11 protein-coding genes are annotated in these 12,643 nt (G+C 70.3%); 5 read left to right on the top strand and 6 right to left on the bottom strand.

The window, feature by feature from the left end:
- Window positions 1-40: 40 nt before the first annotated feature.
- Window positions 41-949: a formyltetrahydrofolate deformylase gene (gene purU, locus AB0N16_RS27990; protein ID WP_365801325.1), complete on the bottom strand. Its 909-nt coding sequence runs from the start codon at window positions 947-949 to the stop codon at window positions 41-43.
- Between the two features lie 236 nt (window positions 950-1,185).
- Here purU and AB0N16_RS27985 point away from each other — a divergent pair, with 236 nt between their 5' ends.
- Window positions 1,186-1,470, top strand: coding sequence for a hypothetical protein (locus tag AB0N16_RS27985; protein ID WP_365801323.1), 285 nt, complete (start codon window positions 1,186-1,188; stop codon window positions 1,468-1,470).
- A 234-nt stretch (window positions 1,471-1,704) separates the two neighbouring features.
- Window positions 1,705-3,957 (top strand): nitrate- and nitrite sensing domain-containing protein, encoded by a 2,253-nt coding sequence (locus AB0N16_RS27980; protein ID WP_365801321.1) that lies wholly within the window; start codon window positions 1,705-1,707, stop codon window positions 3,955-3,957.
- A 15-nt stretch (window positions 3,958-3,972) separates the two neighbouring features.
- Here the strand turns inward: AB0N16_RS27980 and AB0N16_RS27975 are convergent, their stop codons facing one another.
- Window positions 3,973-5,061 carry an AI-2E family transporter gene (locus tag AB0N16_RS27975; RefSeq protein ID WP_365801578.1) on the bottom strand — a complete coding sequence of 363 codons (1,089 nt, stop codon included), beginning with the start codon at window positions 5,059-5,061 and terminating at the stop codon, window positions 3,973-3,975.
- Between the two features lie 194 nt (window positions 5,062-5,255).
- Window positions 5,256-6,059, bottom strand: a complete 804-nt coding sequence (locus AB0N16_RS27970) for a serine hydrolase (RefSeq protein WP_365801319.1) — start codon at window positions 6,057-6,059, stop codon at window positions 5,256-5,258.
- Between the two features lie 239 nt (window positions 6,060-6,298).
- Between AB0N16_RS27970 and AB0N16_RS27965 the strand changes: the two genes are divergently transcribed.
- Window positions 6,299-7,753 carry a cytosine permease gene (locus tag AB0N16_RS27965; protein WP_365801318.1) on the top strand — a complete coding sequence of 485 codons (1,455 nt, stop codon included), beginning with the start codon at window positions 6,299-6,301 and terminating at the stop codon, window positions 7,751-7,753.
- Window positions 7,754-7,763: 10 nt separating this feature from the next.
- On the opposite strand, the gene AB0N16_RS27960 is transcribed toward AB0N16_RS27965, so the two are convergent.
- Both AB0N16_RS27960 and AB0N16_RS27955 read right to left on the bottom strand, forming a co-directional pair.
- Window positions 7,764-7,931, bottom strand: coding sequence for a methyltransferase (locus AB0N16_RS27960; protein ID WP_365801316.1), 168 nt, complete (start codon window positions 7,929-7,931; stop codon window positions 7,764-7,766).
- Window positions 7,932-8,345: 414 nt separating this feature from the next.
- A complete protein-coding gene (locus AB0N16_RS27955; RefSeq protein WP_365801314.1) occupies window positions 8,346-8,855 on the bottom strand; it encodes a transglycosylase SLT domain-containing protein in 510 nt (169 codons plus the stop codon).
- A gap of 409 nt (window positions 8,856-9,264) precedes the next feature.
- Between AB0N16_RS27955 and AB0N16_RS27950 the strand changes: the two genes are divergently transcribed.
- Together AB0N16_RS27950 and AB0N16_RS27945 are read left to right on the top strand one after the other, a co-directional pair.
- Window positions 9,265-9,918: a response regulator transcription factor gene (locus AB0N16_RS27950; protein ID WP_365801312.1), complete on the top strand. Its 654-nt coding sequence runs from the start codon at window positions 9,265-9,267 to the stop codon at window positions 9,916-9,918.
- Window positions 9,915-10,271: a hypothetical protein gene (locus AB0N16_RS27945; protein ID WP_365801310.1), complete on the top strand. Its 357-nt coding sequence runs from the start codon at window positions 9,915-9,917 to the stop codon at window positions 10,269-10,271. Before AB0N16_RS27950 ends, AB0N16_RS27945 begins: the two co-directional genes overlap by 4 nt.
- Here AB0N16_RS27945 and AB0N16_RS27940 read toward each other — a convergent pair.
- Window positions 10,254-12,638, bottom strand: a complete 2,385-nt coding sequence (locus AB0N16_RS27940; protein ID WP_365801308.1) for a bifunctional salicylyl-CoA 5-hydroxylase/oxidoreductase — start codon at window positions 12,636-12,638, stop codon at window positions 10,254-10,256. The two genes, AB0N16_RS27945 and AB0N16_RS27940, sit on opposite strands and share 18 nt — an antisense overlap.
- Window positions 12,639-12,643: the final 5 nt, after the last annotated feature.

Raw genomic sequence — 12,643 nt, 5'->3', positions numbered from 1 at the left:
GCAGGAGTCCGTCGATCGTGCGTGTCATGGGGCTGCCCGCCTACGCGAAGACGATGGTGTGGTGGCCGTCGCGGATCACCCGGTCCTCGGCGTGCCAGAGCACGGCACGGGAGAGGACGGCGCGTTCCACGTCGGCGCCCCGGCGGGTGAGGTCGGCGGCGGTGTGCGCATGGGTGACGCGCACGACGTCCTGTTCGATGATCGGGCCCTCGTCGAGGTCCTCGGTGACGTAGTGGGCGGTGGCCCCGACCAGTTTCACGCCCCGCTCCTTGGCCTTGGCGTACGGCCCGGCGCCGATGAAGGCCGGCAGGAAGGAGTGGTGGATGTTGATGATCGGCACGCCGGCCCTCTCGATGAAGTCGCCGGAGAGGATCTGCATGTAGCGGGCGAGGACGACGAAGTCGACGTTGTCCTTGAGCAGCCGCAGGTGTTCGGCCTCGGCCGCCGACTTGTCCGGGCCCATGGAGGGGACGTGGAAGAACGGGATCCCGAACGGGCGGACCTCCTCGGCGAGGTCGGGATGGTTGGAGATCACCATCGGGATGCCGACCGTGAGCTGGCCCTGCCGGTGCCGCCAGAGCAGGTCGAGCAGGCAGTGGTCGGACTTGCTGGCGAAGATCGCGACCCGTTTGGGCACGGACAGGTCGCGCAGGGTGTAGCGCAGTCCGAACTCCTTGACGAGGCGCTCGTCGAGGTCGGCGCGCAGGGCGGGCAGGGTGGCCCGGAGTCCGGGGAGGGTGAAGACGGTGCGCTGGAAGAAGGCACCGCCCTGCGGGTTCTCGGAGTACTGGTCGAGGGAGACGATGTTGGCGCCGTGCCGGCTGAGGAGGGCGGTCAGCGCGGCGACGATCCCGGTGGCGTCGGCGCCCTGGACGATCAGCGAGGCCTGGTGGTCCGGTTCCTCGTGCTGCCTGACGGGGCGGGCCGGGGTGTGCTGGGCGAGGCTCATCCGTGGTGGTCCTTCCTGAACCGGGCGATCCATTCGGAGGTGGCCCGCAGCCCGCCGCCAGGGAGAAGTCCTCCAGCAGTGCGGTGCTCACCGCAGCCGAGGCCGTGTCGAGGGTGGTCATCGTGCTCCTTGCCGAACGTGAAACTCCGATTTTCGAACACCGGGGGTCGGGGGTCGCATCCGGGACTCCCTCACAGTTCACCCGCGCTGCCCTGACCGTCCGTCAGGAGGAACCCGTGACACGCACGTCCCACCACATGTCGGACCTGCGGCCCAAGGGCCTGACCACTACCACCTGTTGTCCGGTAGCGGCACCCACATCTTCGCGGGAGTTGTCCGGTACCGGCACCAACACCCTCGCCGGATTCGGCCCGATGACGGCGAAGCAGTTCCTCGCGGTCAACCCGGCACGGCTCGTCGCCTCGTCGACCCGGTGCGGCCGTACGGTGGATCCGGCAGCCCCCGCGAGGGAACGGCACGGGCCGACCACCGTCCGCCCCACCGTCTCCCGCTGTCCTTAGGCCGAGGACAAGCGCTGACTGTTTCGCCCGGCCGTACGGACCACCGGACGCCGGGGATCAACCCCCTGGTACGTGCGTTGACCACCGATGGTTTTGATTGAGATTTGCACCACTTCACTGGAAACCGCTTCACAAAACACCGGTCGGAGCCGATCGCTGGGTGTTAGAACTTGGCCACAAAGCGTCTGGCTGAGACGGCCCTGCGCACCCTCCCTGTCGTGAAGTGGATCGACCTTGCCCAAGTTCAGGCCCCTGACCGGCAACTGGCGCGTCGCAAGACGCCTCCAGGCCATTCTGCTCATCCCCGTGCTGGTCGCGCTCGGACTCGGCGGTGTCCGGGTGAAGAACTCGGTCGACACCCTGCGGGACGCCGACGACGCGGTGCGTGTGGCGGAGTTGGTGCAGGCGGCGAACGCCTATGCCAGTGACGCGATCAACGAACGGGACGAGTCGGTGATCCCGCTGCTGGAGGGCGAGCGGAACGCGCCGGCGGTGGTGGCGGCGCGCAAGGTGACCGACGCGGATGCCGAGGCGTTCGACCGGGCGGTGGCCCGCGCGCCCAGGACGGCGGGCCTCACCAGGCGGATCGAACTGGTCCGGGCGGGCGAGAAACAACTGCCGGTGGTACGAGCCAACGCGTTCACGGGCCGGCTGACGGGGGTGCAGGCCGAGGAGAGCTATCACGCCGTCCAGCACCCGCTGATGGAGCTCTCCAACGAACTGGGCTTCGGCAGCAGCAACCAGGCGAGCTTCGGGCGCACCCTCTACGCCGTCTCCCTGACCCAGGCGGCCGAGTCCCTCATCCGTTCCATCGGCACGCATCTGCTGGTCGAGGACCGCACCGCCCTCACCGAGGGCGAACTGCCGACCCAGCTGGGCTCGTTCAGCTCGTACGCCTATCTGGAGCAGGTCGCGCTCCAGGAGTACGCGGGCGCCGGTACCGCGCAGGACATGACCCGGCTGCGGGCCGCGTTCGCGGACGCCGAGAAGAAGGGTGCGGAGCAGACCGCGAAGGCGGCCGAGGAGGCCAAGGCGGCCGGGCGGGCGTTCGTGGCACCGCCGAACCTGGCGAAGATGATCAGCGAGATCGCCACCGGGAAGCCGACCGATCAGCTGGCCGCCGAGGGCATCACGCCGGAGTCGTTCTTCGCGGCGTCCACCCTCGCCTTCGACGCCTGCCGGGGCATCGAGGTCCACCTCACCGACACGGCGCTCGCCGACGCCCGGAGCGTCGCCGCCGACGCCCAGCGGGACGCGATCACCAACGGCTCGCTCGCGCTCGGCGCCGTTCTCGCGGCGCTGCTGCTCGCGGCCTGGGTGGCCCGTTCCATGAGCCGCGGCATGCGCCGGCTGAGTACCTCGGCGATGGAGATCGCCGAACAGCGGCTGCCGGCGGTGATCGCCCAGCTGTCCCAGGCCGTGCCCGGCCAGGTGGACACCAAGGTCACGCCGATCCCAATCACCACCACGGACGAGATCGGCGAGGTGGCCCGGGCCTTCGACCATGTGCACCGGGAGGCGGTCCGGCTCGCCGCCGAACAGGCCCTGCTGCGCGGCAACATCAACACGGTCTTCACCAACCTCTCCAGCCGCAACCAGTCGCTGGTCGAGCGTCAGCTGGCCCTGATCACCGACCTGGAGGGGCGCGAGGCCGACCCCGAGCAGCTGGCCAACCTGTTCAAGCTGGACCACCTGGCCACGCGGGTGCGGCGCAACGGCGAGAACCTCCTGGTGCTCGGCGGTGAGCGGCCCACCCAGCAGTGGGACCACCCGCTCCCCCTGGTCGACGTCATCCGGGCGGCGGCCTCCGAGGTGGAGCAGTACGAGCGGATCGAACTGTCGGGCATCCCGGAGACCCAGATCCACGGCCGGGCCGTCACCGACCTCGTGCATCTGCTGGCGGAGCTTCTGGAGAACGCCACCGCGTTCTCCTCGCCGCGCTCGACGGTCCGCGTCACGGCGACCCGGCTGCCCGACGCCCAGACCATGATCGAGATCCATGACCAGGGCATCGGCCTGATGCCCGAGGACTTCGCGCTGATCAATCACAAGCTGGCGAACCCGCCGACCGCCGACGCCGGTGTCTACCAGCACATGGGCCTGTTCGTGGTCGGCAGGCTGGCCGACCTGCACGGTGTCCGGGTCCAGCTGCGGCCGGCCGCCGGGGAGTCCGGCACGACCTCGCTGGTGATGCTCCCGGGCACCGTCCTGTGGCGCGACGTCGCGGAGTCCGACGCCGACACGCTGGCCCTGGCCACGGTCAAGGTGCGCGCCAGGCCCGGCCTGGCCATCGAAGCGCTGCTCGCGGCGGAGCCCGCCGACCCGTTCGGTGCACACGAGGCATGGGACGACGGCATCCCCGCCCCTGCTCCGGCCCCGGCCCCGGCCCCGGCGTCCGAGCCTGCCGCTCCGACCGGGGCTCCCACACCGTCCGGGCGGTCCCGCCGTGCCCCCAAGCGCACCCGTCGCACCGCCAAGGACGGCTGAGCCCCGGGGGCCGGGTCAGGGCGGCGCGGTCCGCAGGGCCCGTGCCACCGCCCAGACGACGGAGATGAACGGCACGGCCACGACGGCGCCGATCACCCCCGCGACGATGCTGCCCGCGATGACGGAGACGGCGACGACGAGGGGGTGCAGGCGCACCGCCCAGCTCATCACCAAGGGGTGCAGCACATGTCCCTCCAGCTGGCCGATGACGACGATCAGAACGAGGACGCCCACGGCGGTGAGCGGCCCGCGCCCGGCCAGCGCCACCACGGTGGCCACGCCCAGCGCGACCGGTGAGCCGACCAGCGGGACGAACGCGGCGAAGAACTCCAGCAGAGTGAGCGGCAGCGCGAGCGGCACCCGCAGCACCAGCAGGGCGATGCCGACGAGTACGGCGTTGACGGCGGCCACGATGATGATGCCCCGGGTGTACCCGGCGAACGTCCGCCAGGCGGCGTGCCCCGCCCGGTCCCAGGCGTTCCGGGCGCCGGCGGGCAGCAGCTCGCGGCTGGTCCAGGCCCACAGCCGCTCGCCGGAGTTGATGAAGAAGACGGAGGCGAAGAGCGCGAGCGCGCCCCCGGTGACCACTTCTACGAGCGTGCCGAAGCCGCTGAGCACCCTGCCGGCCAGGTTGGAGCGGTGGGCCTGGATGTAGTCCACGATCTGCTGCTGGAAATGCGACAGGGCGCCGGGGCCGAGCCGGAAGGGCGGGCGCTGGAGCCAGACCTCGATGCGATGGATGCCACCGCGGAACTCTTCGGCCAGGGTCGCCGACTCCTGGGCGATCGCGTTGCCGACCAGGGCCAGCAGCCCCAGGAACACGCAGATGCTGCCGACCAGGCTCACGGCCACGGACAGCGGCCGGGGGAGCCAGTGGCTGAGCAGGTCGGTGAACGGGCGCAGCACCGAGGTGATGACCAGGCCCAGGAACAGGGCGACGGCGATCAGCTGGAAGCGGCCCAGGACGATGAAGACGCCGTAGACGGCGATGCCGAGCACGATGAGCCGCCAGGCGTAGGCGGCGGCGATCCGCAGGACGGGTACGACGATCGCGCTGACGGAGGCGGAGGCACGCGGATCGCGGGCGCGCTTCGGGACCCACACCACGCGGGCGGACCTGGTGCCCCGCTTCGTGCCCCGTGCCGGGCGCGCCCGGCCCCGCCCGGCCGCCGGTCCGCCCGAACCCGCCACCGCGCCTCCCGTTGCCGGTCTCCGTCACCTCGGGTGCGCTTCAGAGCACCTCTAGTGCACGTTAGGGGCAACGCGGGCGGCGGGCGGGGTGTGCTGCGCCAAGGGGGTCAGTGTGCCGCCGTTGCGGTGACGGCCGTACGGGCGGCTCGTTCGACCAGGTGCACGCCGGCCGGCATGGACGCGTTGCCGTTGGAGAGGACCGCGACGAGGTAGTGGTGACCGCCGGCCGTGACGCGTCCGACGCTGTTGATGTCCCACAGGTCGGTGGTGGTGCGCATGAGCCAGCCGTTCTTGAGCGCCCATCCGGAGTCGGCGGCGGCCGAGACGCCCCAGGACTGATCGGCGGCGATCTCGGTCATCAGCGTGCCGATACGGCTTCGGGAGGCCGTGTCGAGCGGTGTGGGGCCGACGCCGAAGACCGCGCTCAGCAGGCGTATCTGATCGCCTGCCGTGGTCCGGGTGAGCCCCCAGCGGCCTCCGGTGCCGGGCGTGGTCGAGGTCAGACCCAGCCGCTTGTTCGCCGACGCCAGTCCGGGGGCGCCGCCGATGGAGTGCCACAGGGCGTTGGCGGCGTCGTTGTCGCTGTCGCGGATCATCACCTGTGCCAGGGCGCTCTCCCGCGCGGTGAGGGCGCGCCGGTGGTCACGCGCATGGAGCAGCAGCGAGGCGAGGATGTCGACCTTGACGATGCTCGCCGTGTCGTACGGCGTGTCGTCGCCGTAGACCACGGGTTCCCGGCCGGTGCCGTCCAGGTCGAGGACGGCGGCGGTCACTCGCGCCTCGGCCGGTGCCCGTACGGCCGTACGGAAGTCCGCGGAGCCGGTGGTGGCTCCGGCCGCCAGGGCAGCCGGCGCGGCGCCGGCGAGCAGGGTCACCACCGTGGCCACGACGGCGAGGGTGCGGTTGAGCATGCGGGAGCCTCGGCAGTTCAGGTCGGAGGGACACAGAACTGCGAACATAGACAAAATGCCCGGTCGGCGACGTGACCACCGCCACGAAACGGGCGGTTCCGGGCGAATTGTGAGCAGAGCAACAAGGCCGCAGGCAGGTCGGCCTTCCGGGATACGGAACATGGATTCCGCATGCCTCAACCGGAGCTTTGCGGGGGAAGAATGTGACCAGAGTGACGGACCGACCCCTGGGAGGTGCCATGAGCACATCGGCGGAACCGCGGGTGAGCGGTCTGGAGGTCCGGTCCATCGACTATGTGCCGCTGGACGAGCGGCACGGCAAGCTGTGGCATCTGGGGCCGCTGTGGTTCATGTCGAACGCGCAGATCGCCACCCTGGCCGTGGGGCTGATCAGCATCACGGAGGGCGGCAATCTGATCTGGTCGCTCCTCGCGATCGTCGCGGGGACCGTGATCGGAACGTTCTTCATGGCCTTCCACTCGGCGCAGGGGCCGCAGCTGGGGCTGCCGCAGATGATCCAGTCGCGGCCCCAGTTCGGCTACGTCGGGGCGCTGCTGGTGTGGCTGTTCGCGTACGTGCAGTACGCGGGGTTCAACGTGTTCAACACCAGCCTGGCCGGTGAGGCGCTGAACTCCACGATCCACGGCGGTGTGAAGCTGTGGGTGATCGTGGTCACCATGGTCGCGTTCGTCATCGCACTGGTGGGCTACGACATCATCCACAAGGCCGAACGGTTCCTGACCTACACCTTCCTGGTCATCTTCGGCATCTTCACCGTCGGTGTCCTGGTCACCCTGCACTACCCGCCGGGCTCCTTCGATCTCGGCGCCTTCAAGTGGACGCCGTTCCTGGCCCAGTTCGGCGTGGTCGCCGGCTACCAGATCAGCTGGGCCATCTACGTCTCGGACTACTCGCGCTATCTGCCGCCGGACGTGACGGTCCGCAAGACGTTCTACTGGACCTACTTCGGTTCGGCGCTCGGCGGTATCTGGCTGATGGTGCTCGGGACGCTGCTGGCCGCCTGGGCGGGCGACAGCTTCGACACGATCCCCTCGATCAACGCCGCCGGCGACAAGGTCTTCAACGGCTTCGGCGCGATCGTGCTGCTGTTCGCCGCCCTGGGCCTGATCTCCGTCACCGCGCTGAACATGTACGGCGGTTCACTGACGCTGATCAGCGCCATCGACTCGTTCAAGCGGGTGCGGCCGACGCTGGGCGTGCGCCTGATCACCATCGGCGTGACCGCGGCGCTCTCCCTGGTCGGCGCGCTGGCGGCGACCTCGAACTTCCTGACGAACTTCAACAACTTCCTGCTGCTGGTGCTCTATCTGTTCATCCCGTGGACCTCGGTGAACCTGATGGACTACTACGTGGTGCGCCGCGGCCACTACGCGATCGCCGAGATCTTCAAGCCGAACGGCATCTACGGCCGATGGGGCTGGCAGGGGATCATCTCGTACCTGGTCGGGTTCGCGGCCATGATCCCGTTCTTCTCCGTCGGCACGCTCTTCGTCGGTCCCGCCGCCAAGGCCCTCGACGGCGCCGACATCTCGCTGTTCGTCGGGCTGCCGGTCTCGGCGCTGCTGTACTGGTGGCTGACCCGCTCGATCGACGTCGAGGCGGAGACCCGCATCGCCGAGGCGGAGGCCGCGGCCCTGGAGCAGGCGGCGCACGAGCACCGGGAGCCCTTCTAGCCGGGAGCCGTCACCGCCGGCAGCTGATCTCCGTGCCGTCCTCGACCGGGAAGCCGACGCCGCGGTAGCCGTTCGCCGGGTCGTGCGTAGTCGAGGCAGGGCCGCGTCTCGCGTAGGTGGAGTCGCCGCCGACGACGAGCGTGCCGGGGGCGAGGGACGGCTCCAGCGGCTTCAGCACGGGCGGGCAAAGGTCTCTACAGCCGTCGCGGAGCACGCAGTCGGCCGGGAGCCGTGACCTGCGAGGCTGTCACGGGCGTCTGTCTCCACCACGGTGATCAGGTCGTCCAGGCCGGTCTCAGGGATTGCGGCCGCCTTCCGGGGCGGCCTCCCTGCCGGGAGTTCAGGTCGCGTTGCCTGGAGCCGCAGCACCGGCGCGACCGCGTCCTGCTGGAACGGGCCGTGGCGGCGGGCCGGTTGCCCGCCGGGCTCGTCCTGGACGCCGACGCGGGCCGGTTGGCGAGCCCGCTCTGCTCTCCTACCGCGTGCCGGGGTCGGCCGGGCCGTTCGGCGAGGAGTTCACCGACGCTCTTGCCGACGCGTTCCCGCCTCGGCACGACGGGCCGGGGTCGGCCCCGCTGAGTCGCCTCCGCGCTCAGTACGCGGAGTTGACGTTGTCGATCGAGCCGTACCGGTGGGCGGCGTAGTTGGCGGCCGCGGTGATGTTGGCCACCGGGTCGGTGACGCTCTTCGCGGTGCCGTTGACGTGGTACGCGTTGAAGGTGGGGTCGATCACCTGGAGCAGACCCTTGGAAGGGGTGCCCTTCTGGGCGTTGACGTCCCAGTTGTTCTGGGCGGAGGGATTGCCGCCGGACTCGCGCATGATGTTGCGCTTGAGGCCGTCGTAGCTGCCCGGAATGCCCTTGGACTTCATGATCTGCAGGGACTGCTTGATCCAGCCGTCGAGGTTGTTCGAGTAGCCGGACTTCTGGCTGTCGTTGCTGGAGGCCGTGACCGCGGTGGAGGAGTGCGCCTGCGTCGCTTCGGCGGCCTGCGCGGTCGTCGGCATCAGGGTGAGGGCGGCCGCCGCGGCACCGGTGGTGGCGAGGCCGGTGAGGCCGATGGTGCGGAGGCGAGCGATGCGGGTGCGAGTGGTCATGGTCATGTGAGCGAATCTCCGGTGGGGACGGCGTCGGCGCCGGCCGCTGTGTGCGGCGGCGTGGGGCGGAGCCCCGTACAACCGGCGGGAGTGGGCGGACCCGGCGGGGATCCGCTCGGTCCATCGCCCGTCTCCCGGCGACGACAGCCATGGTTAACGGCGGCCGCAGCAGGACGCAATGATGTGACGTACTACGTAACTTCGTATAAATCGCCGAAATGCCCCTTTTGATGCGGCTTGCATGGCGTTCAGGGCGTTCCTCGCCTACTAACCCCGATAGGATGTGATCTGGCTCCTATGGGTGGCGTCACGCCTCCGGGCCTCTTCGGAGGGCGAAAACCGAACGGTTCACCATGATCATCGGGCGGTCGTTCCACAGCTCGTGTACAGCCCGCCAGGAGAGCATCGGGGGCATGTGGTGCTCTCGGTGGCGGTCACCGCGGCGGGCCGGCGGCCCTTCGTGGCGGGGGACGGTTACGGCGCCCTGCGCACCGCCCGCAGACACAGCCCGCACGCCGTCGTGCTGGACGGCATGCTGCCCGATCTGGACGGGATCCAGGTACTGCGCCGGCTGCGGTACGAGAACGCCAGGCTGCCCGTGCTCATGCTGACCGCCCGGGACGCGGTGGAGCACCGGCTCGACGGACTGTCCTCCGGTGCCGACGACTACGTGACCAAGCCCTTCTCCCTGGAGGAGGTGATGGTCCGGCTGCGCGGGCTGCTGCGCCGCTCCGGGGCCGGCGAGGTCCCCGAGGAGGAAGGGGTGCGGGTCCTCGGCGACCTGGTGCTCGGCGAGAAGACCCGCGAGGTGCGCCGGGGCGGCACGCCGATCCCGCTCACCGCGAAGGAGTTCGACCTGCTGCGGTTCCTGATGAGCCACCCCCGCCAGGTGCTCAGCAAGACGCAGATCCTCGACCACGTGTGGAACAGCTCGTTCGACGGCGGCGGGAACCTGGTGGAGGTGTACGTCTACGGCCTGCGGACGAAGATCGACAAGGACCGCAAGCCCATGATCCATACCGTGCGGGGCGCCGGATACGTCCTCAGACCGGCGGACGACGAGGCATGACGGCGGTCCGCCGCGCCCTGGCCCATCTCCGCGGGCGCTCGCTGCGGGCCCGTATGGTCCTCGTCCATGCCGTCACCCTGGCCGTCGTCTGCACGGCGATGGCCGTCGCCACCGTGCTCGTCCAGCGCTGCTACCTGATCCGGGACCTGGACCAGCGGGTGACCGACGCCGCCGAGCACAGCCAGGGCGGCCGGGAGCACGGGCCGCCCGGCGCGAACCTCGGTTTCCTCAACGAACGGGGCCAGCACACCGGCACCCTGGCCGCTCTCGTCGACGGGGGCCGCATCACCACGGCCGAGTACGGCAAGGAGCTGATCCGCCAGCACTACCTGACGTCACCCCACCACCGGTAGTCCCTCCCCCAGGGGCTTCCACCGCAGGTGGACGCTCTCCCCCGCCGAGTCCGCCCGCAGCAGGGACAGGCGGGGGCGAACGGCGTCGGTGCGCGCGGTGGGCGGTTTGCGGCGCCCGGCCCCGAACTGGACCGGCCACTCGGCGGCCGGTCCCCGGTAGTCCTGGTCGGCGGCCGCGTGCAGCGTCCAGTGCGGGTCGTACAGATGGGTGCGTCCTACGGCGCACAGGTCGGCGCGGCCCGCCAGCAGGATCGAGTTCACGTCGTCGTAGGAGGCGATGGCGCCGACCGCGATCACGGCCGCACCGCTCTCGGCGGCCACCTCGTGCCGGATCCGGTCGGCGAAGGGGGTCTGGTACGAACGCCCGTAGGCGGGGCGTTCGTCCTTGGTGACCTGACCGGTGGAGACGTCGATGGCGGCCGCGCCGTGCGCGATGAAGGCGCGGGCGATCTCCACGGCGTCGTGCTCGGTGTTGCCGTCGGGGGCCCAGTCGGTGGCGGAGATCCGCACGGTCATCGGCCGCTCGGCGGGCCAGACGGACCGGACCGCGTCGAAGACCTCCAAGGGATAGCGCAGCCGGTTCTCCAGCGAGCCGCCGTACTGGTCGGTGCGCTGGTTGGCGAGGGGCGAGAGGAAGGAGGAGAGCAGGTAGCCGTGGGCGCAGTGGAGTTCGAGGAGGTCGAAGCCAGCCTCGGCGCCCCGGCGGGCCGCCTCGGCGAACTCGGCGGTGATGGCGTCGAGTTCGGGGCGGGTGAGTTCGCGGGGGACGGGCGATCCGGGGCCGTACGGCAGTCCGGACGGGCCCACGACCTCCCAGTTGCCGTCGGGCAGCGGTTCGTCCACGCCCTCCCACATCAGGCGGGTGGAGCCCTTGCGGCCGGAGTGGCCGAGCTGGAGGCCGATCCGGGCGGTGCTGCGGTCGTGGACGAAGGAGACGATCCGCTGCCAGGAGCCGCGCTGTTCGTCGTTCCACAGGCCGGTGCAGCCGGGGGTGATGCGGCCCTCGGGCGAGACGCACACCATCTCCGTCATCACCAGGCCCGCCCCGCCCATCGCCTTCGAACCCAGATGGACCAGATGGAAGTCACCGGGCACGCCGTCGACGGCGGAGTACATGTCCATCGGGGAGACGATCACCCGGTTCTTCAACTCCAGCCGCCCGATGCGGAACGGCTGGAACATCGCGGGCGCCTCGGTGTTCAGTCCCTGCGCCGCGGCGAAGGCGGCGTCGACGCGGTCGGCGAACTCCTGGTCCCGGGTGCGCAGGTTGTCGTAGGTGATACGCCGCGAGCGGGTCAGGAGGTTGAAGCAGAACTGGGTGGGTTCCTGGCCGGCGTACATGCCGATGTTCTCGAACCACTCCAGCGAGGCCTGCGCGGCCCGCTGCGTGGACTCCACCACCGGGCGGCGCTCGCTCTCGTAGGCGGTCAACGCGCTCTCCGCGTCGGGGTGTTCGTGCAGACAGGCGGCCAGGGCGAGGGCGTCCTCCATGGCCAGCTTGGTGCCGGAGCCGATCGAGAAATGGGCGGTGTGGGCGGCGTCGCCGATGAGGACGAGGTTGCCGTGGTGCCAGTGCTCGTTGCGGACGGTGGTGAAGTTCAGCCACTTGGAGTTGTTGGCGAACACCTGGTGCCCGCCGAGTTCGTCGGCGAACAGCTCCCGGATCCGGGCCACGGCCTGCTCGTCGGAGACCCCCGGCGCGAACACGGTGTCCTCCGTGACGTCGAAGCCGGCCCGGCGCCAGACGTCCTCGTGCATCTCCACGATGAAGGTCGAGCCGGTGTCGGAGTAGGGGTAGCCGTGGACCTGCACGACCCCCCACTCGGTCTCCTTGACGAAGAACTGGAAGGCCTCGAAGACCCGGTCCGTGCCCAGCCACATGTACTTGCTGCGCCGCCGGTCCAGGGAGGGGCGGAAGGCGTCCGCGTGGGCCGCCCGGACGGCCGAGTTGACGCCGTCCGCGCCAACCACGAGGTCGTGCGAGGCACGCAGCTCGGCCACCTCGGGCGCCGGGGTCGAGAAGTGCAGGGTGACGCCCAGCTCCCGGCAGCGCTCCTGGAGGAGGTGCAGCAGTTCCTTGCGGCTCATGGCGGCGAAGCCCTGGCCGCCGACGGTGTGGCTCTCGCCTCGGTAGTGGATGTCGATGTCCGTCCAGCGGGCGAAGCGGCGGGACATGGCCTCGGAGAAGACGGTGTCGGCGTTCTCGATGCCGCCGAGTGTCTCGTCGGAGAACACCACGCCGAACCCGAAGGTGTCGTCGGGGGCGTTGCGCTCCCATACGGTGATCTCGTGGGCGGGGTCCAGCTGCTTCAGCAGCGCCGCGAGGTAGAGCCCTCCCGGGCCACCGCCGATGATCGCGATCTTCAAGGCAG

Origin of the sequence: Streptomyces sp. NPDC051105 (assembly GCF_040682795.1) — a bacterium.
Taxonomy (GTDB): domain Bacteria; phylum Actinomycetota; class Actinomycetes; order Streptomycetales; family Streptomycetaceae; genus Streptomyces.
The sequence above is the reverse complement of the archived record's forward strand: the minus strand, read 5'-3'. Positions and strand labels throughout refer to the sequence as shown.

Coding starts and splice junctions, on each gene's coding strand:
- purU (WP_365801325.1), bottom strand. CDS start 949: ATGAGCCTCGCCCAGCACACCCCGGCCCGCCCCGTCAGGCAGCACGAG.
- AB0N16_RS27970 (WP_365801319.1), bottom strand. CDS start 6,059: ATGCTCAACCGCACCCTCGCCGTCGTGGCCACGGTGGTGACCCTGCTC.
- AB0N16_RS27965 (WP_365801318.1), top strand. CDS start 6,299: ATGAGCACATCGGCGGAACCGCGGGTGAGCGGTCTGGAGGTCCGGTCC.
- AB0N16_RS27955 (WP_365801314.1), bottom strand. CDS start 8,855: ATGACCATGACCACTCGCACCCGCATCGCTCGCCTCCGCACCATCGGC.
- AB0N16_RS27945 (WP_365801310.1), top strand. CDS start 9,915: ATGACGGCGGTCCGCCGCGCCCTGGCCCATCTCCGCGGGCGCTCGCTG.